The sequence below is a fragment of the Mesorhizobium sp. M5C.F.Ca.ET.164.01.1.1 genome (assembly GCF_004792125.1).
Taxonomy (GTDB): Bacteria; Pseudomonadota; Alphaproteobacteria; order Rhizobiales; family Rhizobiaceae; genus Mesorhizobium; species Mesorhizobium wenxiniae.
Genome location: NZ_SRTG01000003.1, coordinates 309302 through 330854, shown reverse-complemented (window position 1 = coordinate 330854; position 21553 = coordinate 309302). Strand labels below are relative to the sequence as shown.

Genomic DNA, 21553 nt, shown 5'->3' with positions numbered 1-21553 from the left:
ATCAAGTCGATGGTCCGTACTCCCGTTTGCGAAGCTCAGCCGCAGAATAGGTTTGCTTCAACGCATTCTCGATGAGTGGCCGGTTGGTCGCGAGATAGGGCTCTGTGACCATATCGAAGTGACTGCCAACGACCGGAATCACATCCAGACGCGCGAAAGCGCCATCCCACCCTATGGCCAGAGGCATATTGGGCCGAGCGCAGCGGAAGAGGATTGCAGTGATCGGCAGCGTCGGTCTGGGTATCGCCAACCACTGGTAGAAAGCTCGCCCCCGCAACTGCCCCTGCAGTTCCAGTTTGGTTCTGAAGCTCGTCGCGTTGAACTCGTCCTGGGCATAGCGATCGAGGATGCGGGCGAGCTGCGCCTCGAAGCCCGTTTTGACAGCGACTTTTGCAAGGAAGCGGCAGACCATCCGGTCAGCGGTCACCCGATTGGTCCGGATCCGCTGATATGTGCGGACAATCATCCCCCAATAGGTGCTCCGCTCGCCGAGGAGACTCGTGTCGAGGATTCCCAGGAACTTCACAGTTCGCCCCTCGGCCAGCAGCCGCGCCGCGACTTCGAACGCGACGGCGCCACCGAGTGAATGGCCGAGAAGTCGCACGTGACCCGCAGGCTGGGCGCGGCGGATCTGCTCGACGGCGGCGTCGGCCATGTTGGCGACGGTGTTTTGGCCGCGCAATATCATAGCCAGAGCAGGGTACCTGATGGGGGCTACTCGGGCGACCTTGCCCATCGCGGCTGCAAAGGCAGCGAGGCTCGGGCCATAGCCGACCGAGCCCGGGAACAGGAAAAGAATTGGCGCGTCGTGCGCCTGCGCGCGCGCGTGCTGGTCGCCTGCTTGTGCCGACACGACCGCCTTGACCATTTCGTCCGCGCTCATACCGACCGTGAAGCCCTCGAGACTGAGTTCCTGCCCGATGGCGCTTTCGATTTCCATGACGCATTGCAGCAGCTTCAGCGAATCTCCGCCTGCGTCATCCCAGCGGCCTGCGGCGACGCGTGTATTGAGGATATTGTTCCAGGCATGCTGCACTATCCGGTGGACGGTCGGTTCGCTCGTATTGGACGGCTGCGCGGCCGGGGCGATCTTCCTGGCTGAAAGATCGATCTCCGCAAGCGTAGCCATGTCGACCTTGCCGCCCGGCAGACGCGGAATCCCGGCGATCGTGTGGAGCCGCAAGGGACACAGCGGCGGCGGCAGCTTCGTTCTAACAAGCTGGCGAAGCTCGTCCGAAAAGGCTGGCCCCGCCCATGGCTGGGGAATGGCGAATGCAACAAGCTCATTTGCCGCCGTCACAATTGCAACGGCATCCTCCACGTCAGGCTCGTTACGCAACACCCGTTCGAGTTCGGCAGGCTCGATACACCGACCATTGATCTTTATCTGGCGCCCCTTACGTCCGACGATCCGCAGCAAGCCATGACTGTCAAGTTGGACGAGGTCACCCGTCGCGAAGATCCGAAGATCCGGGTCATCCGGATCCGATTCCGCCGGCACGACGGCGCCGTTCTCCCAATGGCCCAGCAGGACATACGGGCTTCTTATCAGGAGCTCTCCGCTCTTGCCCGGCTGAACGCGGCGGCCTTTTTCGTCGACAATCGCGAACGCCATTCCTGGAAGCAGCCAGCCAACCGGAACCGAGGCGCCTTCCTCCGGCCAGTCCTGCGGCAAGAACCATTGCGACCCTGTGGTCTCGGTTGACGAGTAACCGATCTGGATGAGGCAAGTGCTCGAAACGACCTTGCGCAGCAGGGCGATATCGGTCCATGACACCGTCTCTCCTCCGATCCGGGCCACTCGGAGCGAGCGGAAGGCGTCAGCAGGTGTGTCCGCCATGAGTGCGCGGAGCAAGGCCGGAACCAGATAGGTCACCGTCACGCCTTCGGAGTCTACCAGGCGTTGGACCGCCCGCAGGCCGATGGCTTCGAGCTCGGCGAGATGCAAGGTGGCGCCGGTCAGAACGGCAGCGAGAACCTCCCGGCAACCGGCGATCGTGGCGGGCGCGGTCAAGGGCAGGAAAACATCATCCGAATTGATGTGGCATGCGTCGACATATTGCTGAACCCGCCACAGCAGGCTGCGCTGGCTGTTGACGACGCCTTTGGGATGGCCAGTGCTGCCTGAGGTGTAGAGTACTATCGCGGGCGCGTCGACCGAGACGGAACAGGACTGGGGTATCGGCTGCACTTGCGGCGTGATGCTGGTAGTCGCATCAATCCAGTGGACATCCTGAGCCAAACCGACAGGGCGAACATTGCCATCGCCTATGACCGCCGAGAGCCGCGCCGCAACGACAATCTCATTGGTTCGCGAGTAGGGATCTCTCGTGTTGAGTGGCACGGAAGGCCGCCCAACCGCCATGCTCGCCAAGATAGCCACCGGGTACCAGGCCGAGTTGGCCTGAAGGATCCCGATCGCCTGCCCGTTGGGAACGACGGCCCCAATACGGTGGGACAACATCTCGACGGCTTGGAAAAGCTGGGAATACGTCAGACGAGTGGTGCCGTCGCTGATCGCGAGTTTGTTGGGATATTGCTTGGCGACGTCTCTCAGGTGATCGAAGACGGTAACGTTCGCAAAATCGACGCCCATGCGTTGATAAGGGCGCAGTACAGGACCGCCCTGATCAAGTGCGTAATCCGGGACGTTTGACCACCTGCGGGAGGCCGCTGGCTGACAATCCGCCCCTAGATCCAGACGTGCCTTTTCTGATCCCAAATATGCCGGAGACATGAGTGGCTCACGCTAAGATTAAGGTCACTTATCGCCCCCGGCCGAAATCTTTTCATCGATCATTCTGATGATGCCCCGATCTTGGCCAAACGGCCGCGGTTGCTCACTTTGGCGTCATCTCGTGCTGCGGACGCTTCGCGTCCACAGGAGGCTCACGGCGCACAGGCGATCGCGCCTGACAAACCGGCCAGCGCCGCCGCTATTGGCTTAATTCGTGCTGTCGCGGTCCTGCGCGATAATCGGCAATGTGGCAGTAGGCGCCCCGCTGTCAGTGGTCGCGAAGTCGTCAGGAAATTAGAGCGATACAGCTAGGAGCAGTTCCGTGGATTGAGCTTACCCGGCTCTCTGATCAGTTTTTTGGGCTTTTCTTGGTTTACCTGGTGCTTTTGTCGGGCCACGCTCGCTGGTGTCGGAGTCTCCGTCGGAGACAAAGCAGTATGCAAAGATATGTCCCCGGTTCTCGTCCGTTACTCGGATCCAATCCTTTTCCCACGTTCGGAGGGTAACATGTCGATCTGTCGACATGGCGGCGGCTTTGAAAGGGCTCGGCGCGTTGATGATACGCACCGCGATCACGTCATCGCCCTCCATTTGTTCGACGAGGTATGTCTGCATAAAGGCTTCCCCAGCGCCCATTGCAACCTTAACGTCAGCCAAAGATTTCGGTTGCAGCGTAGCAACGAGATTTTTGACAAATGTGACGAACCGACGAGGCTGTTTAAGGCGTGCGGGTAGGGGTTAACGCTGGATCGACCAATCGGCGCGTAAGTCGTCGGCTTGGGCGGTCCTGACGCCGCAAGCAGTCAGCGCGCCTTTGGTCGCCGTTACGAGCGCAGCATTGTCCTTGGCGGTTGTACCGTCGGCCAGAGTAAAATTGTTCTCGAAGCCGACGCGGGCATGACCGCCCAGCAGCGCACCGGCCGTAACGCAAGCGGTTTCTTCCCGACCGAAGGCGCAGAGCATCCAGTGCGCGAAGCGCGGGCGGTCATGCGCAAGGAAGGGAAGCAAGTCGGCTGGTCGCGAAACCTGGCCTGGCGTGTAGCGGCCGAGCACATAGAGCACCGGGATGCCATCGAAAGGCACCAGCCCGCGCTGCTGCATGGCGGCTAGGGCCGACGTCTCTTCGGGCGCGTAGAGGATCATCTGAGGGGCGATCCGCTCGCACTTCAGCCACCACAGGAACTCCGCGAAAGCGGACTCATGGGCAGCGTCTGGCACCAGTTCGCGCAGCGCCAGCGAAACCGCCTCAGGGCGGGTAGCGCGCACCACCGCCATCTGCTCGGCCGGCTGGTAACGGCCGACCGCTTCGCTGGTGATCTGGATGATCAGCCGCTCGCCCACCGCATCGCGTATCGCTTTCGTCGTCTCGCGATAAGCGTGCGCGTCGAGCAAATGGCGGCCGTCGCGATCGCGGACATGCGCATGGATCATAGCGGCGCCCGCCTCGAGGCAGGCGGCGGCGGTCCGGGCCAGTTCCTGGGGGCCGATCGGCAGGGCAGGGTGGTCTTTCTTGTCACGCCGACCACCATTCGGCGCAACGGCGATTGCCGTAGGCGCGATAAGTCCGGGGCCGGTCACGTCCCTGTCGACGGTCATAGGTGCAGTCCAATTGTTTCACTATTGCGCACTATGTAACATATGTTGCATGATAGGGTCGCTCCAAATCGCGCAATCGTCAATCGAGGAAAGCATGACACACATCCTGCATCGCCAGATCCACGCGACCCTGCCCGTCGCGATAGGCGGCAAGGGTATCGAACTGTTCGACCGCGATGGCCGCGCCTATATCGACGCTTCAGGCGGCGCGGCGGTTTCCTGCCTCGGCCACAGCCATCCCGACGTGACGGCCGCGCTCCACGCACAGGCCGACAAGCTCGCCTATGCCCACACTAGCTTTTTCACCAACGAGTCGGCCGAGACATTGGCCGACAAGCTCGTCTCCGGGGCGCCACAAGGTATTAGCCACGCCTATTTCGTGTCCGGCGGCTCCGAAGCGGTGGAGGCGGCGCTCAAGATGGCACGGCAGTTTTTCGTCGAGACTGGCAAGCCCGAGCGGCGAAACGTCATTGCCCGTCGACAGAGCTATCACGGCAACACCCTCGGCGCTCTGGCTGCCGGGGGTAATGAGTGGCGCCGCGCCCAATTCCGCCCGTTGCTGATCGACACGCATCACATCGACCCATGCTATGCCTATCGCTACCAGGAGGCCGGTGAGAGTGAGGAGGCCTACGGCCTGCGCGCCGCCCAGGCGCTCGAGGATAAAATTCTCGAACTCGGTCCGGACACCGTCATGGCCTTTGTCGCGGAACCTGTCGTCGGCGCGACAGCAGGAGCGGTGCCCGCCGTTCCCGGCTATTTCGGGCGCATCCGCGAAATCTGTGACCGCTACGGTATGCTCCTCATTCTCGACGAGGTGATGTGCGGCATGGGCCGCACCGGGACGCTGCATGCCTGCGAGCAGGACGGTGTCGCGCCCGACCTGATGACAATCGCCAAAGGCCTCGGCGGAGGCTATCAACCCATCGGTGCGGTGCTGCTGTCGCGCCGCATCTTCGACGCTTTCGCCGAAGGTTCCGGCTTCTTCCAGCACGGCCACACCTATATGTGCCACCCGATGGCCTGCGCGGCGGCGCTTGCCGTCCAGGAGGTGATCGCTCGCGACGATCTGCTCGCCAATGTTCGGGCGATGGGAGCACATCTTTCGCAGCGACTGGGCGAGCGGTTCGGCAACCATGCCCATATCGGCGACATTCGCGGGCGCGGCCTTTTCATGGGTGTCGAACTGGTCGAGGATCGCTCGACCAAGACGCCCTTTGACCCGAAGCTGAAGCTCAATGCGAAGATCAAGCGCGAGGCGATGGCGCGCGGACTGCTCGTCTATCCCGCGGGAGGCACGATCGACGGCGTGCGCGGCGATCATGTGCTGCTTGCGCCGCCCTTCATCATAGACGCCGCAGCAATCGACGCGATTGTCGAACGACTCGGCGACGCGATAGACGCTGCGGTGGCATAGCGCCAGCGCCCCTCATTCCGGCAGATAGGCCCCGAACGCCTGTAACTCCAGTTCCGTCTCCCTGACACGAGCCGCGGCGGCCGGCCCGCTGCGCGCCAGCATCGTTGCTGCCAGCGCTTCCACGATAGCCATAGCTGCGGCTACCGACGGGAAGAAGGACGGGCTGTCGGTAGAGAATCGCAAGGTAACGTCGGCATGCCGCGCGATCGGAGCAGCCATGCTGTCGACGATCGCGACAATCGGAACGCTGTGTCGTTGCGCAGCCTCCATCACCGGCCCGAGTTCACGCGAATAGGGCGAAAAGCCGATCGCGACGACCGCTTCCCTCTTTCCAAGCGCTGCGAGTTCCGCCTCCATCGCACCGCCGTCGCCGCCGAGCAGCGTGACGTCGCGCCGAAACATCCGGCAGAGGTAGACGAGCGCGTGGGCGGGCGCGCGGCAGCTTCGGAACCCGGCGACACGTATGCGCTTTGCCTTCTCCAGTATCGCGCAAGCCGTTGCTATTTCTTCGCTGCCGTTGGCCGTTTCGGCCGCCGCCAGATTGGCAACGGTCGTCCTCAGCGATTCAGCGAAAATCGCCTCCGACCCGCGCTTGACAAGCGCATCGGCCCTTGCCGCGAAAGGCGCCTTTCCGGAGCGCAGCCGGTCCTCGAACGGCTTGCGCAGCGCCGCCCAGTCACCGAAGCCCAGCCGCCGCGCCAATCGCACGAAGGTCGTCGGTGTCACCTCTGATCGCGCGGCCAGAACGCGCATGGAGACCAGCGCCACCTCGTCGGGATGATCGACCAGGAATCGCGCCGCCTTGCGCAGTTCTGAGCTCAGTTCGGGGAGTTCGGTCAATATGCGCGCCAGAAGCGCGTCGAAACCCATCTCCCGCGTATTCATTGTAACAAGCATTTCCCTTGATTGATAAAGCGCAACAATCGTAGCATGCATCGACGTGCCTTGACACTAAAACACCGGACGGCGCGACGGCACGCAAAGTACCAAGGGAGAACCAGATGAAACATGCCCGGACTGCACGCCACGGAGCGCAGATCGCCGCCTTGTCGGCCGCGCTGCTGTTTTCGGCCGGCGCAATGGCGCAGCAGAATTTCGTTACCATCGGGACCGGTGGCGTCACCGGCGTCTATTATGCCGCCGGCGGCGCTATCTGCCGCCTGCTCAACAAGGATCGTAAGACGCATGGCATCCGCTGCTCGGTGGAATCGACCGGCGGATCGGCATTCAACGTGAACACGATCAAGGAAGGCGAACTCGACTTCGGCATGGCGCAGTCCGACGTCCAGTACAACGCCTACAAGGGGCTGGAATCATTCAAGGACGGTGGCGCCCATACCGACCTGCGTGCGGTTTTCTCGATCCATCCGGAGCCGTTCACGGTCCTGGCGCATCCGAATGCCAGCGTGACGAAATTCGAGGACTTCAAGGGTAAACGTTTCAACGTCGGCAATCCCGGTTCCGGGACACGCGCTTCCATGGAACGTCTGCTCGGCGCGATGGGCTGGACGTTGGCCGACTTTTCGCTCGCATCGGAGTTGAAGGCTGACGAGCACGGCCCGGCGCTCTGCGACGGCAAGATCGACGGGTTCTTCTACGGCGTCGGCCATCCCTCCGCGAACATCCAGGATCCGACCACTACCTGCGCTGCCAAGCTGGTGCCGTTGACCGGAGAAGTCGTGGACAAGCTGGTCGCAGAGAATCCCTACTACGCCAAGGCGGTGATCCCGGGCGGGCTCTATGCGAACAATCCCGACGATACCGAGACTTTCGGGGTGCTCGCCACGCTGGTCACCTCGGCCAAGGTTCCTGACGAGAGCGTCTATCAGCTGACCAGGGCGGTGTTCGAAAATTTCGACGAGTTCAAGTCGCTGCATCCGGCCTTTGCCAATCTCGATCCGGCCAAGATGGTGTCGGAAGGAAATTCCGCGCCGCTCCATCCGGGCGCTGAAAAATACTTCAAGGAGAAGGGCTGGCTGAAGTAGGCTTCGTGATCTGACGACAGCCCGGCGGGCCAGCGGACCCGCCGGACCCATCCGCAACAGGAGGCGTCATTGAGCGAAGTGAAGGCACAACCGGCCAGCGTCGATCTCCAAGAGCTCGAGCAACTGGTCGCGGAGGCTGATACGGGTGGCCGGCATCCGAGCGGAACAGTCGCTCGAATCCTGCTCTGGGTTGCAGTTGCCTGGTCGCTTTTCCAGCTCTGGTACGCTTCGCCTTTGCCGTTCGTGTTCGGCTTCGGCATCCTCAATGATACGGAAGCGCGCGCCATCCATCTCGGCTTCGCGCTGTTCTTGACGTTCCTCGCCTATCCGGCGCTGAGATCCTCGCCCCGCGATCGTGTGCCGCTGCTCGACTGGGTGCTGGCCGCGGTCGGCGGGTTTGCCGGCGCCTACCTCTTTCTCTTTTACGTCCAGCTTTCCGGACGGCCGGGCCAGCCGACCACGCTCGATCTCGTTACCGGCACTGTTGGCATCCTGTTGCTTCTCGAGGCGACGCGCCGCGCGCTCGGCCTTCCGATGGTGGTGGTGGCATGTGTCTTCATCTTCTACACCTTTGCCGGCCAGTACATGCCGGACGTGATTCAGCATCGCGGCGCATCGCTCAACAAGTTTCTCAACCATCAATGGCTGACCACCGAAGGCGTCTTCGGGATTGCACTTGGCGTGTCGACGAGCTTCGTCTTTCTCTTCGTCCTTTTCGGTACCCTTCTGGAAAGGGCAGGCGCCGGCAACTGGATGATGCAGATTTCCATCGCGCTGCTCGGCCATCTGCGCGGCGGCCCGGCGAAAGTTGCCGTGGTCTCATCGGCTCTCAACGGCGTCGTGTCCGGCTCGTCCGTCTCCAATGTGGTTTCAGGCGGCATCTTCACCATCCCGCTGATGAAGCGCACCGGGCTTTCCGGCGTCAAGGCGGGCGCCATCGAGGCTTCCGCCTCGATCAACGGCCAGATCATGCCGCCGGTCATGGGCGCGGCCGCCTTCCTGATGGTCGAATATGTCGGCATTCCCTATTCGGAGATCGTCAAGCACGCGCTGTTGCCGGCGGTCTTCTCCTACCTCGCGCTGCTCTACATGGTTCATCTCGAAGCGATAAAGGTGGGTTTGAAGACGATCCCGCAGCGTCCGACGCCGGCACGAGAACGGATGTTACGGATGGGGCTGGGACTGTCCGGTAGCGTTCTCGCCGTCTGTATCGTCTATTACGGCATCGTTGCTATCCAGGCTGTCTTCGGTGGGGCCGCGCCGCCGGTGCTCGCAATCGCCGGCGCAGCTCTCTACGTCGCCTCGGTCTGGTATTCCTCGCGCTATCCGGACCTCGCACTTGACGATCCGAACGCGCCAATCCTGGAACTGCCGCGCGCCTGGGACGTCACGCGGACCGGGCTCGATTTCCTCATCCCGATCGCGGTGCTTCTGTGGTGCCTGATGGTCGAGCAGATGTCGCCAGGCCTTTCGGCGTTCTGGGCGACCCTGTCCATCCTCGGTATCGTCGCCACCCGCAAGCCGTTGATGGCGATATTCCGCAATGAAAACCTCATGGCTTCGCTGCGTGCTGCCTGGGACGACCTGATCGAGGGGCTGGCGCTCGGCGCCCGCAATATGATCGGTATCGGTATCGCCACGGCCACCGCCGGCATCGTCGTCGGCACGATCACACTGACCGGTCTCGGCCTGATGATGACGGAACTCGTCGAGTTCATCTCCGGCGGCAACGTCATCCTGATGCTGATCCTCATCGCCGCGATCAGTCTTGTGCTGGGCATGGGTATTCCGACGACCGCAAACTACATCTTGGTCGCGACGCTGATGGCGCCGGTCGTGGTCGATCTCGGCGCACAGGCCGGATTGCCAATCCCGCTGATCGCGGTCCACCTGTTCGTCTTTTACTTCGGCATCATGGCCGACATCACCCCGCCCGTCGGGCTGGCGGCCTTCGCTGCGGCGGCGATTTCCAAGGAAGACCCGATCGCCACCGGCTTCCAGGGCGCGCTCTATTCGCTGCGCACGGCGATCCTGCCGTTCGTCTTCATCTTCAATCCGGCGATCCTGCTGATCGGAGTCGACACCTGGCCCCAGACGATCTGGGTGGCGACGGTTTCGTTGATCGCCATCCTGCTGTTTTCGGCCGCGACCATGAACTGGTTCGTGACGAAAAGCCGCCTGTGGGAAAGTGCGGCCCTGCTTCTCATCTGCTTCACACTGTTTCGACCGGACTGGTGGCTCAATCAGGTGTCGCCGCCTTACCAAGAACTGCCGGCGAGCGAGTTCCTGTCGGCGGTGGGGCAGACGCCGGCCGACGGCCGCATCAATTTCGTCGTCGAGGGGGTCGACCTCATGGGCGAAGATGTACGCAAAACGGTCAACGTGCCACTCGGCGAGCCGGGCGAACCGCTGAAGCGGCTGCGCGACATCGGTCTCACCATCACGCAAGCGGGCGACGCGCTGATGATCAGCAATGTCGCTTTCGGATCCTACGCCAAGCGCATCGGGCTGGAGGTTGGATATGACGTGGTGGCGGTGCTCAGAAAGGCCGACCAGCCCTCGAGCCTCATTCCGATCGGCCTGGCGCTCGCTGCGACCGCCGGCGTTGCCGGGCTGCAGTTTGCGCGGGCGCGTAAGCAGGCGGACAGGAAGGAAACCGGGCCGGCGCGCTGAGACTGCAACGGTTGACAACAGCTGGTGGGAGGCTCCGGGAAAAAACTCCTCAGTCGGCGGTCAGCACCACCTTGACGCTCTGCGAGCGGTCGGCGGCCAGGCGAAAGGCATCGCGGGCCGAGGAGAGGGGGCGTTCGGCGGTCACCAGCTTCAGGACGTCTATATCCCCGCCGACGATGAGATCGACCGCCTGATCGAATTCCTCGTCGAAACGAAACGTGCCGTTCAGATTGATTTCCTTGGCCATCACCGCGTTGGCCGCCACCGGGATCTGACCACCCGGCAGATTGCCGACCTGAACGACCGTGCCGCCGCGCCGAACGCTGGCGATCGCCGCCGCGAGGCCCGCTGCCGTGCCTGAAATCTCGAACGCGACATCGATCGCCCCGTGGGACGCGAGCGCTTTGAGCTCCTCGTCGCCGCTGGACAGGTCGATCGTCCTGTTCGCTCCAAGCTTGCTGGCGAAGGCGAGTGGCGCCTCTGCTATGTCGACGACAATGAGCTCGCCACATCCCTTGAGCCCGGCGGCGAGCATTGTCAGGAGCCCGATCGGGCCGGCGCCGAACAGTATGACGTTGCGGCCGGCAATGTCGCCGGCCCGCGCCACCGCGTGCAGGCTGACGGCGAGCGGTTCGGCGAGTGCCGCTGCCTGATAGGCGATAGCATGCGGAACCTTGACGCATTGCGCCGGCGTGGCATCGAACACGCTGGCAAAACCGCCCTGCATATGCGGCGTTTTCGAAGCCGAGCCCATGAAATAGATGTTTTCGCAGAGATTGGCGCGGCCCTCGGCGCATCGCGCGCAGTGTCCGCACCAGCGCGACGGGTTGACTGCCACGCGATCACCGACGGCAAGTCCGGGCGCGTCCGCGCTGATTTCGACGATTTCGCCGGCGACCTCGTGGCCAAGCACGAGCGGCGATCTGACGACAAAATCGCCGGTTCGCGCATGGCGGAAATAGTGCAGGTCGGAACCGCAGATGCCGCCTGCGCCGAAGCGCACGCGCACCATCCCCGGCGCGAGCGGGCCGAGCGGATGCTCGACGACGCGCAGATCCTCGGGGCCGAACAGCGTCGCGGCGACTGCGCTATCGATCATCGGATCAGTCCCATTTGCGTCGGCAACCACAGCGTGACGGCGGGGATGAAGGTGATCAGGATCAGCGCGACGATCAACGGAACGAGCCAGGGCAGAATTGCCATGGTCGTGCGCTCGACCGACAGCTTGGCGACCCGCGAGAGGACGAATAGCACCATGCCGAGCGGCGGATGGAGGAGACCGATCATCAGATTAAGCGTCATGATCAGACCGAAATGCACAGGATCGATCCCGTAGAGGACCACGATCGGCAGGAGGATCGGGACAAGGATCGTGATAGCGGCGATCGTGTCGAGGAAACAGCCGACTACCAGCATCAGGATGTTCACCAGGATCAGGAACACCCATTTGTTTTCGGTCAGCGATGTGATGAAGACCGAGAAGAGCTGCGCCGCCTGACTGACCGTGAGCAACCAGGCGAAGATCGACGCTGCTGTGACGATGAAGAGGACTGACGCGGTCGTCTCGATCGTGTCGAAACTGGCCTTGGCCAAGGCTGCGAGTGTCATCGTGCGATAGCGCACAAGCCCGAGAAACAACGACCAGATGACGGCGGCCATGGCCGCTTCGGTCGGCGTGAACCAGCCCATGGTCATGCCGCCGATCAGGATGATGGGTGTCATGAGCGCCATGACGGCGGAGAAATCGAAATACCAGTCGCAGGCGATCAGGACGACGAGCGCGATGCCAACGGCAATATTGAGCGACAGTCCCATCTCGACAAGGGCATAAACGGCCAGCGGAAAGCAGCATACGACGGCCACCTCGATCGAGGCGGCGGCGAGCCGATTCAATTTGAACGGCGTGTCCGAACCCCAGCCCCGGCGATGGGCGAAGATCGCGACCGTCACCATCATCAGCACCGTCATGACGACGCCGGGCAGGATGCCGGCCATGAACAGCGCGCCGATCGAGACGTTGGCCATCATGCCGTAGATGACGAAGGGCAGCGACGGCGGGAAGATCGGACCGAGCGTCGAGGACGCCGCGGTGACGCCGACGGCCGCCTCCACGGGATAGCCGTGGTCGCGCATGGCCTTGATCTCGATGGTGCCGATACCGGCGGCATCGGCAAGGGCTGCGCCCGACATGCCGGCGAAGACCACCGATCCGACGATGTTCACCTGGGCGAGACCGCCCTTCATCCAGCCGACTAGCGCCAGCGCGAAGGAATAGATCCGCCCGGTGACGCCGGCGATGTTCATGAGATTGCCGGCGAAGATGAAGAACGGCACGGCAAGCAGCGGAAAGCTCTCGACACCGGCGATCATGCGCTGCGCGGCAATGATGTCGGGCGCCACGCCATAGAAGACGAGATAGAGCAGCGACGACACCGCCATCGACACAGCGACGGGCACGCCGACCAGCATCAGGACGAGAAAGGCTCCGATCAGAAGCAGCATGGCCTATTCCCCCAGTCCGTCGAACGCGGCGGGGCGCTCCAGCGCCGAGTAGCCACGGCGGATGTTGCCGATGAATACCTGTATGGCGCGCAGCATCATCAGCACGAAACCGGCGAAGACGGCGTAGAAGACGACGTTGCGCGGCAGGTTGATGGTGACCATCCGCTCGCGGTGGACGATCCCGACATAGCGCCAGAGGAGCCAGGACATATAGGCGAAGAAGCAAATGGTAATCAGATTGACCGCGAGCGCCAGGTAGCGCCCCAGCCCAGCGGGGAGATAATGATAAAGCACATCGACGTGGATGTGGCGCGTGGTGCGTGTGCACATGACCGAGCCCAGGAAGACCACGACGACGAGGCAGTTGATGGCGATCTCCTCGGTCCAGGCAAAACTGTTGTTCATGACGTAGCGCGTGAAGAACTGCAGGAACACGCAGAACGACATGCCCCAGAACACGGCGAGCGTGACCCAGTCTTCCACCGCGTACCGCGACAGATCGACGGGCGCGGTTTCTTCCTCGAATGCATGCGCCAGTTCTTCGGGGGTAACCTGGGTGTGGACCTCTTGGGTCATCGGCAAGCTCCTGACACCGTTGGGAGAGCGGGCTCAACAGACCCGGCGCGCATGTCGCGCCGGGCCCGGATTGATACGGGTTACTTGACGGCGCGGATCGCTTCCCAGTCTTCCTTGCGGTAGCCGAACTCCTCGAACGTCACCTTCTCCATCACGTTCTTTTCGAAATCGACGCGATCGACTTCGGTGACGGTGAGACCGCGCTCCTTGAAGGTCTCAACCAGGGCCTTCTCGCGATCGACGATGATCTTCGTCGCTCGTGCGGCGGCTTCCTGCATCACCTCGGTGAAGATCGCCTTGTCCTCGTCCGATAATTGCGACCAGCGCGATTGCGAAACGATCGTGTTGAGATGGTCGACGATGTGTCCGGTCAGGATAATATGCTTTTGCACTTCGTAGAACTTCTTGGCGTCGATGGTCGTCAGCGGGTTTTCCTGCGCTTCCACCGTGCCCTGCTGCAAGGCGAGATAGACCTCGGCGAAGGCGATCGGCGCGGTGTTGGCGCCGCAGGCGCGCGGCATGGCGAGATAGGCCGGCACATCAGGCACTCGGATCTTCAGGCCCTGCATGTCGGCGCATTTTTCGATCGGCCGGTTGGAGGTCGTGTGACGGGTGCCGTAGTAGGTGGTCGCCGTGATGTGATGCCCGGACGCTTCTTCGTAGCCGCCGGTCAACTCCTTGTATTTGTCGCTCTTGGTGTAAGCGAGCAGATGATCGGCGTCGCGGAAAGTGAACGGGAAGTAAGTCACGCCGATCGGCGGGAATTCGCGGGCGGCGAAGCTCGATCCGGAGATGATGATGTCGACGGTGCCGAGGGTCAGCCCCTGGTTGATGTCGGCTTCCTTGCCGAGCTGCGAGGCCGGGAAGACGTCGATTGTATAGCGGCCGTCGGTGCGCTTCTTGATCTCTTCTGCCGCCCACACGGACTCGGTGTGGAAGGGTTCGGACGTTTCGTAGACGTGAGCCCATTTCAGCGCGGTTTGTGCAGAGGCCGAAGCCATGGGCAGAGCGATTGCGGCGATCGTGCCGAGCAGAACGGCGTACTTTCTCAACATCATATTCCTCCCTGATTGGATTTGACTGTGCCGACAGGATCCTCCCGGTCGGCCGACTCCTATCCCGCGACCTCCCTGGCCGCGGATTTCTCACCGAAATTGCGTGAGAATCTCAGTTGAGACTGACGCAGATGTTCCTGCATGGCGGCCTTGGCCCGTTCGGGCTCGCGCGCCGCGATCGCGTCGCGCACCGCGCGATGCTCCTCCGCGGCGGTCCGCCAGGAATCCCTGTTCTCGAAATAACTCGACAGTCGTTCGAAATATGGGTTCATGCGCTGGTCGAAAAGCTCGCCGATGCAGCGCACCAGGACGGCGTTTCCGAGAATGCCCGCCACCATCGTATGGAACTCGCGGTCGAGCGCGATCGTCATCTTGGTCGGGTGAAGTATGTCCTCCATGCGGCGCAGCACGTCGTCCATATGTTCGATGTCGATCGGCCGAACATGGAGGGCGGCTTCGGCGGCGATCGCCCCTTCGAGGAACTCGCGCGCCCGCAACAATTCGAACGGGCCTTCATCCATCTCTGCGGTCAAAACCTCGGCACGCGGCCGGTCGGTGACGTAGATGCCGGAGCCGACGCGAATGCGTATCCGCCCCTCGACCTCGAGGGCGATCAGCGCTTCACGGACAGTCGGGCGGGAGATGCCAAGCTGATCGGCCAGTTCGCGCTCGGTCGGCAGGCGATCGCCGACTGCGAACTCGCCGGCGTCGATCAGCTGCCTGAGCTGATCGGCGATCTGTCGGTAAAGTCGACGCGGTTCAACGGCCTGGATCGGCATTGTCACCCAGTTCTACTTCAACAGAATCGTCCGGCTGGATCTCGGATCGGTAATTTGGTCTGACCTATTGATGAAAGTGCCGCGAAAAAAGCGGAGAGTCAAGCAGCAGAGAACGCCCGTGGAACTCATTCTCGGTGACTTTCTTGGAAACGACGGATCGGCCATAGCTGGACGGCAACTCTTGACCTTCCAGCAACGGGAAGGCTTATCGCGTGGTTTCGCCGGCAACACCATCTCCGGAAGTAGTGGGGTGGCCTATGACGCGGCGCGTTCAAGGAGGCGGCCGAAACAGTCCGTCGCTCTCGGTCAGTGGAGAGAAAACCGACAGGAGTTCTGCAGTGTTCGTACAGCCCGTCGACTACTTTCTTGCAGTCTGGTTCGTTCTAGCGGCCCTCAGCACGGCTTACGTGGCGTGGGATCAGTTCCGCAACAACCCCGAACCCGTGGTGATGAAATGGGGCTTCATCCTGGTCACGCTCTATATGGGGCCGCTGGGGCTGCTGATTTACGTGCTGGCCGACACGGAGCCGCGGCCGGGCGAACACGAGGCGTTCACGAAGCCGCTCTGGAAGCAAGGCGTCGGCTCGACGATCCACTGCGTCGCCGGAGACGCCACCGGCATCATCCTCGCGGCGGCAATCACCGCCGCGCTTGGGCTGCCGATGTGGATCGATCTCATCGTCGAGTATGTTGCCGGATTCGCCTTCGGCCTGTTCATCTTCCAGTCGCTGTTCATGAAATCGATGATGGGCGGCACCTATTGGGAGAATGTCCGCAAGAGCTTCATGCCGGAGTTCATCAGCATGAATTTCATGATGGCGGGAATGGCGCCGGTCATGAGTTTCCTGATGATGGGCAGCGACATGCGGGCCATGGAACCGACCGAGCTGCTGTTCTGGGGCGTGATGTCGTTCGGTGTGATCGTTGGATTCATCACCGCATATCCTGCCAACGTGTGGATGGTGGTCCGTGGCCTGAAGCACGGGCTGATGACCGAACGCGAACCGGAATTCGAAAAGGCAAGGGAAGGCAGTCGCGAGCACGCGCATGGCGGCGCGGAAGCCGAGGCAGCGGGACTCCGTCACGCTCACGCGCGCCTCGACGAACATGCCAACCCCAGACATGGCAACGCAGGCGGTAACCCCGGGGCCGGCTATCATGGATCCGGCCATGGCCCCTCCCATGGCAATGGGGGGGCGCGTGGTTCTCATGGCGGTCACGGCATGGAACCGGATGCAACTGTGCCGCAGCTTGCGGCCGTCGGCGGCGTGTCCGTGCTCGCGCTGGCGCTGGGCATGGTCGCTCCGGCAAATTGGGTGAACCTCACCCTCAGCGCGCGAGACGTAGGCGGCGCCATCATGCCGCCCGGCATGATCATGGACCGCGACACGCCGGCTGCAGCGATGCTGGACATGGCCGCCGTGCATCCTCGCCTGATCACGGCCAGCCATGGCCTGGAGGTTCGCGGCGACCGGGAACTGCAGGCCAGGATGGAGAATGGGGTGAAGGTGTTCGACCTGGAAACCTCGGTCATCCGCTGGGCGATCCTGCCGGACGTGAAAGTCGACGCCTATGCGATCAACGGTCAGGTTCCGGGCCCACGGCTGCATATCCGGCAAGGCGACCGGGTGCGGATCAATGTCACGAACCGCCTGCCGGAGAGCACGACCCTGCACTGGCACGGGTTGATCCTGCCGAACGAAATGGATGGCCCGGCCGAGATCACGCAGGAGCCAATCCCGCCCGGCGGCAGCTACCGATATGAATTCACGGCGGGCCAGTCGGGAACCTACTTCTATCACTCGCATGACCATGTAGATCGCCAGCAGGCGCTCGGACTCTACGGCGCGCTCATCATCGATCCCGCCAATCCCCAGGATGAGATTGCGGCAGACCACGACTATGTTATCCAGCTTCAGGAATGGCTGATGCGGGAGGGCCTGACTTTTCCGTCGATGCCGATGGACGGCGGACAGCCGAACTATTTCACCATCAACGGCCGCGCCTATCCGTCAACGGACACGATCAGAATGAAGGTCGGCGAAACTCTGAAAGTGCGCTTCATCGGTACCAACAACGGCTTCATCCATCCGATGCACATCCACGGCGGTCCGTTCGAGGTCGTCGCTCGCGATGGCGAGACGATCCCGGAGTCCGCACGTTTCCTTGCCGACACCGTCAATGTCGGACCAGGGCAGCGCTACGATGTTGTCTGGCAGGCACGCCGGCCGGGCAAATGGCTGATCCACTGCCATATCGGGCATCATACGACCAACAACAATGTCGAGGAGAAGGGGGGTGGCGGGCTGATGGTCGTGATCGATGTGCAACCCTGAAGCTCGTTCCGCTAGGCGAAACATGGGCGCAGGTTGTCTTGACAAATCAGACGAACAATTGTCCGAAGGGCACGATGAGGAAACCTGGTCGAATCTCGACCTTGGCAAACATACCGCTCCGAGCACTGCTGGCGGTCGTGTTCCTGGTCATGTCGGCCCTTCAGCCCGGTTTGTTTGCCACAGCCAATGCCACGGGGTTTCACAGCGACGCGGGCATGAATCTCCCTGCCGAAGACCACGAGATGAGCGGTCACGACCACGCCGCCGCTGCCGACGACTCAGACATGTCAGAGCACGATCACGGTACCAAGAATTCCAGCGAGAAAAGCTGCGAAGTCCATTGCGCGCCGGCCCATGCCGTGCCTGTCGATTGCCCCGACCTCGAGCGCGTTGTTTCCGCTGCTTTGCGGCCGTCGTTGCCGAAGTCGACGCCAAGCAGAAGAAGCTGACGATCAAACATGAGCCGCTGACCAATCTCGACATGCCGGCGATGACGATGGTGTTCGTCGTCGCGGAGCAGGGCATGCTCGATAAAGTCAAAACGGGTCAGGCGATCGAGTTCACAGCCGACCGCGTCAACGGACGCATCACGGTCACCGGTATCAAGTGATCCGGACCAGCGCCGCGGGTTGCAAAATCAACCCGATGTCGGAAAATTTCGCAGACAGTCTATGCGGCCGATGTCCGAACAAGGCGGCGTAACACCGGCGGCGCAATTGCGCGGCCCAGCGCCGCGTCGGTCAGCGGCGGGCTGGGCTGCGCAGACTTGTCGGATGCACCGCAATCCCGGTCCTGATATCATGCCCGTCATGATGCTTAGGGCGAAGTTGGAGGCGACGAGATGAAACAACTCCTGGGAATTCTCGTAGCGAGTCTGATTGCGGCCACCTCGACCGGATCGGCTGCAGGAGCCGAGGCCGTCTCCGTTTCGCAACTGAAGGAGCATACGCACATCCACGGGCTGGCCGTAGATAGGGAGAATTCCGGCAAGCTCCTGATCGCGACCCACCATGGGCTGTTCCGCTCCGGGCCGGATGGAAAGGCAGAGCTCATTTCGCCGGTGCAGGATTTTATGGGCTTCACGCCGGACCCATCCGACCCGAGGTCGCTCTACGCCAGCGGGCACCCAGCGGGTGGGGGCAATCTCGGATTCATCGCCTCCACCGACAACGGCGCGACTTGGACGCAGGTCGCGCCGGGAGCAAACGGCCCGGTCGACTTTCACCAGATGACGGTCAGCTCGGCCGATCCTCAGGTTCTCTACGGCGCCTACGGCGGCCTACAGGTGAGCCGCGATGCAGGGAAGACATGGTCGGTGGTGGGACTGCTGCCCGAAAAGCTGATCGACCTCGCCGCATCGGCAAAGGACGCCGACACGATTTACGCCGCGACTGAAGGAGGTCTGTCGGTCAGTAGGAATGGAGGCCTGGTCTGGGAAACGGTCATTGATGGCGCGCCCGTCAGTCTCGTTGAGGTGACGGCCGACGGTTCCGTCTACGCGTTCGTGGTGGGACGAGGACTTGTCCGATCCGCGGAGGCTGCTCTGAACTTCGCGCCTCTTTCCAGCGGCTTGAGTGACCGAATCCTGCTGCATCTCGCGGTCGATCCGGCCGATAAGGATCGGATATTCGTGGCGTCTCACCAAGGTGATATCCTGGCCAGCACCGACGGCGGCGTCAACTGGACCGAACTCGGTCGTTGATGCGGTGACACAGTGGATCGTAGGGTGACTGGAAAGCTGGCGCTGGCGCTTGCTCTCGCCGCCTTGGTGGCGGTCTGCGTGGTTCTTGTTTTCGGCGGCAAGTCGGGCGGGATCCTCAAGCCCGACGATGCGGGTGTCATCGCGCGCGGCGAGGCCGTTTACGTAGTGCATTGCGCCTCTTGCCATGGCAAGAACCTCGAAGGTCAACCGGGCTGGAAAGCGCAGGACAAGGATGGATTCCTTCCGGCCCCGCCCCACGACGAAAGCGGTCACACCTGGCACCACCCGGACACACTGCTGTTCAGGATAACGAAACTCGGCGTCGCCGAAGCCGCCAACCTCACGGATTACAAAACGCGGATGCCAGCTTTCGGGGGACTCCTGACCGACGCCGATATCATCGCGGCCTTGTCCTATATCAAGTCGCGCTGGCCGGAGGACATGCGCCGTCGCCACGACGAACTGAACCGCGTCTTTGCGCGGCGGGAATCGTCCGCACGATGAGCCGCATTGTGGCGGCACATCATCGCCGACGGGCAAGCTCCCGATAAAACGCCTCCGGCGTAACGGCGATCTCCGACGCAACGTGATGCCAGCGTCCCTTGGACGGCAAGACGCCGCCGTTGCATGCCATCCAGGCACTAACTTTCGCCGCGACGGATTTCAGGGATAATATCTCGGCCCGCGTTCGGGTCCGGTGGACCTCGCCCGCCAAGTGTCGCAGCAGTGAGGAGGCCAGCGCGCGATCGCTTTCGAGCACCGCCTTGGCCCTGGTGATCGACACGGCGCGCACCGTCGATTCCTCGGTTGCCAAGGCGTCGCAATGATATCGATCCGTAAACAGCGAAGCCTCGGCCAGGATCGAAGCAGAGCTGGCACGCTGCAACGTCAGCTGGAACCCGTCAGGAAGTGCCCGGACAAGGCGCAGTTCTCCTGCGGTGACCAGGAAGAGCGACAAGACCGGGTCGCCCATACGAAACAGGACGCTGCCGGCAGGGAGAGATTGCTCGCGTTCCGCGAGTTCGAGGAATCGCTCGAAGAGGAGTTCAGACATGATCGCAATCATGTTTCAGTTCCCGCGGCCGTGTCAAACGTCGCAAGACGAAACGCCGGAGATCGCTCGATGAACCGCATCCCCATTGCCGTGCTGTCCCTCATGCTGACTTTTCTTGCCGTCCCTCACGGGCTGGCACAGCAGCATGGCAGCATCAACCATCACAAGGCCGCTGAAGGAAAGGATCCAGCCACTTCCTCTTATTCCGGGATGGAGAAACGCCGCGTGAAAGCGCTCTCGGGCGAGCAGATGGCTGATCTTTTGGCCGGGCGAGGGATGGGTCTGGCGCTGGCGGCCGAACTCAACTCCTATCCGGGTCCGTCACATGTCCTCGAACTGCGGGATGCCCTTGGCGTCACAGATGAACAGGCGTCGCGGACCAAGACGCTGCTGGATCAGATGAAGGCGGAAACCATCCCGCTCGGAAGACGCATCATCGAGAAAGAGACCGAACTGGACCGCTTGTTTTCCGAACGGAAAATAACGTCGGCGCACCTGGCTGAGATGACAAAAACCATCGCCGACCTGCAAGGTGCGCTACGGGCAGCGCACCTGCGCTATCATCTCGAGATGGCCGAATTGCTTACCCCTGAGCAGATCCGCCGGTACTCACAGCTTCGCGGATACTCTGGGCAGGTCGATTGAACAGGGCTACGCACGCACCTTTGGTTCATCAGCGGTCACTATTGCGCGACCGCACCTTCCAGATAGCCGATGATCGCGGCGCGCTGGGCGGCGTTGGGAACTCCCACTGTCATCGACGTGCCCGGAACCATCTGGCGTGGCGCCTCGAGGAAGGTATCGAGGGTACCGCCGTCCCAGACGATACCCGACTCTCGCAGCGCGGCCGAATTGCGGGCGCCCTCGACGCTGCCGGCCGTGCGGCCGATGACGCCCGACAGATGCGGACCGGCTCTGTTCTGGCCGGGCTCCAGGCCGTGGCAGGCCCCGCAGCGCTGCCGGAACAGCCGCTCGCCGTCCGCCTGCTGCGCGGAAGCGGCGTCCGGCATCAGCAGGCCGGCGGCGGCCAAGAGCGCAGCCAGGAACGCACGCGCTCGCGTGATGGACATCGCCGGGGATGCGGTCGCAACTCCAGCGGAGACAGCGTGGCTGCGTGTCGTGGCTTGTGAATGGCTCATCG

19 protein-coding genes and 1 pseudogene are annotated in these 21553 nt (G+C 62.4%); 9 read left to right on the top strand and 11 right to left on the bottom strand.

Translation table 11 applies throughout. The features are described 5' to 3' along the window. Position 1 precedes the first annotated feature (1 nt). From EN807_RS22565 to EN807_RS22555, 3 genes are all read right to left on the bottom strand, one after another. Positions 2 to 2737, bottom strand: coding sequence for an AMP-binding protein (locus EN807_RS22565; RefSeq protein WP_135936718.1), 2736 nt, complete (start codon positions 2735 to 2737; stop codon positions 2 to 4). A 333-nt stretch (positions 2738 to 3070) separates the two neighbouring features. Continuing rightward, on the bottom strand, positions 3071 to 3352 hold the full coding sequence (locus tag EN807_RS22560) for a hypothetical protein (RefSeq protein ID WP_164783701.1): 282 nt from the start codon (positions 3350 to 3352) through the stop codon (positions 3071 to 3073). Between the two features lie 123 nt (positions 3353 to 3475). Continuing rightward, positions 3476 to 4333: a 3-keto-5-aminohexanoate cleavage protein gene (locus EN807_RS22555; protein WP_135936717.1), complete on the bottom strand. Its 858-nt coding sequence runs from the start codon at positions 4331 to 4333 to the stop codon at positions 3476 to 3478. A 94-nt stretch (positions 4334 to 4427) separates the two neighbouring features. Between EN807_RS22555 and EN807_RS22550 the strand changes: the two genes are divergently transcribed. Beyond that, positions 4428 to 5750: an aspartate aminotransferase family protein gene (locus EN807_RS22550; protein ID WP_135936716.1), complete on the top strand. Its 1323-nt coding sequence runs from the start codon at positions 4428 to 4430 to the stop codon at positions 5748 to 5750. A 12-nt stretch (positions 5751 to 5762) separates the two neighbouring features. Here the strand turns inward: EN807_RS22550 and EN807_RS22545 are convergent, their stop codons facing one another. Then, a complete protein-coding gene (locus EN807_RS22545; RefSeq protein ID WP_189522545.1) occupies positions 5763 to 6635 on the bottom strand; it encodes a MurR/RpiR family transcriptional regulator in 873 nt (290 codons plus the stop codon). 116 nt (positions 6636 to 6751) lie between these two features. Here EN807_RS22545 and EN807_RS22540 point away from each other — a divergent pair, with 116 nt between their 5' ends. After that, the gene (locus tag EN807_RS22540; protein WP_135936714.1) at positions 6752 to 7735 is read left to right on the top strand and encodes a TAXI family TRAP transporter solute-binding subunit; all 984 of its coding nucleotides are present in this window, start codon (positions 6752 to 6754) and stop codon (positions 7733 to 7735) included. 180 nt (positions 7736 to 7915) lie between these two features. Then, entirely contained in the window at positions 7916 to 10408 is a 2493-nt protein-coding gene (locus EN807_RS22535) for a TRAP transporter permease (RefSeq protein WP_135936748.1), read from the top strand. Between the two features lie 49 nt (positions 10409 to 10457). Here EN807_RS22535 and EN807_RS22530 read toward each other — a convergent pair whose 3' ends face one another. From EN807_RS22530 to EN807_RS22510, 5 genes are all read right to left on the bottom strand, one after another. Next, entirely contained in the window at positions 10458 to 11507 is a 1050-nt protein-coding gene (locus EN807_RS22530) for an L-idonate 5-dehydrogenase (RefSeq protein ID WP_135936713.1), read from the bottom strand. After that, the gene (locus EN807_RS22525) at positions 11504 to 12910 is read right to left on the bottom strand and encodes a TRAP transporter large permease (protein ID WP_127315038.1); all 1407 of its coding nucleotides are present in this window, start codon (positions 12908 to 12910) and stop codon (positions 11504 to 11506) included. Before EN807_RS22525 ends, EN807_RS22530 begins: the two co-directional genes overlap by 4 nt. Before the next feature lie 3 nt (positions 12911 to 12913). Then, positions 12914 to 13486, bottom strand: a complete 573-nt coding sequence (locus tag EN807_RS22520; protein WP_135936712.1) for a TRAP transporter small permease — start codon at positions 13484 to 13486, stop codon at positions 12914 to 12916. Positions 13487 to 13566: 80 nt separating this feature from the next. Beyond that, complete coding sequence (locus EN807_RS22515) at positions 13567 to 14541, bottom strand: sialic acid TRAP transporter substrate-binding protein SiaP (protein ID WP_135936711.1); 975 nt, start codon at positions 14539 to 14541, stop codon at positions 13567 to 13569. Positions 14542 to 14600: 59 nt separating this feature from the next. Further along, positions 14601 to 15320 (bottom strand): FadR/GntR family transcriptional regulator, encoded by a 720-nt coding sequence (locus EN807_RS22510; RefSeq protein ID WP_135936747.1) that lies wholly within the window; start codon positions 15318 to 15320, stop codon positions 14601 to 14603. Positions 15321 to 15658: 338 nt separating this feature from the next. On the opposite strand from EN807_RS22510, the gene EN807_RS22505 reads away from it, so the two are divergent. The 5 genes and pseudogenes from EN807_RS22505 to EN807_RS22490 all read left to right on the top strand — a co-directional run bounded on the left by EN807_RS22505 (position 15659) and on the right by EN807_RS22490 (position 19862). Beyond that, positions 15659 to 17656 (top strand): DUF4396 domain-containing protein, encoded by a 1998-nt coding sequence (locus EN807_RS22505; protein ID WP_135936710.1) that lies wholly within the window; start codon positions 15659 to 15661, stop codon positions 17654 to 17656. Between the two features lie 101 nt (positions 17657 to 17757). Next, complete coding sequence (locus tag EN807_RS35660) at positions 17758 to 18105, top strand: hypothetical protein (RefSeq protein WP_189522552.1); 348 nt, start codon at positions 17758 to 17760, stop codon at positions 18103 to 18105. Continuing rightward, a pseudogene (locus tag EN807_RS22500) lies at positions 18069 to 18266 on the top strand (copper-binding protein); the annotation flags it as partial. The gene EN807_RS35660 and the pseudogene EN807_RS22500, both read left to right, overlap by 37 nt. A gap of 231 nt (positions 18267 to 18497) precedes the next feature. After that, on the top strand, positions 18498 to 19358 hold the full coding sequence (locus EN807_RS22495; RefSeq protein WP_135936708.1) for an exo-alpha-sialidase: 861 nt from the start codon (positions 18498 to 18500) through the stop codon (positions 19356 to 19358). Between the two features lie 24 nt (positions 19359 to 19382). Further along, entirely contained in the window at positions 19383 to 19862 is a 480-nt protein-coding gene (locus EN807_RS22490; RefSeq protein ID WP_246684280.1) for a c-type cytochrome, read from the top strand. 19 nt (positions 19863 to 19881) lie between these two features. On the opposite strand, the gene EN807_RS22485 is transcribed toward EN807_RS22490, so the two are convergent. Further along, on the bottom strand, positions 19882 to 20412 hold the full coding sequence (locus tag EN807_RS22485) for a Crp/Fnr family transcriptional regulator (RefSeq protein WP_189522543.1): 531 nt from the start codon (positions 20410 to 20412) through the stop codon (positions 19882 to 19884). Between the two features lie 69 nt (positions 20413 to 20481). Between EN807_RS22485 and EN807_RS22480 the strand changes: the two genes are divergently transcribed. Continuing rightward, on the top strand, positions 20482 to 21057 hold the full coding sequence (locus EN807_RS22480) for a periplasmic heavy metal sensor (RefSeq protein ID WP_135936706.1): 576 nt from the start codon (positions 20482 to 20484) through the stop codon (positions 21055 to 21057). Positions 21058 to 21095: 38 nt separating this feature from the next. Here EN807_RS22480 and EN807_RS22475 read toward each other — a convergent pair whose 3' ends face one another. After that, a complete protein-coding gene (locus EN807_RS22475) occupies positions 21096 to 21482 on the bottom strand; it encodes a c-type cytochrome (RefSeq protein WP_246684278.1) in 387 nt (128 codons plus the stop codon). Positions 21483 to 21553 lie beyond the last annotated feature (71 nt).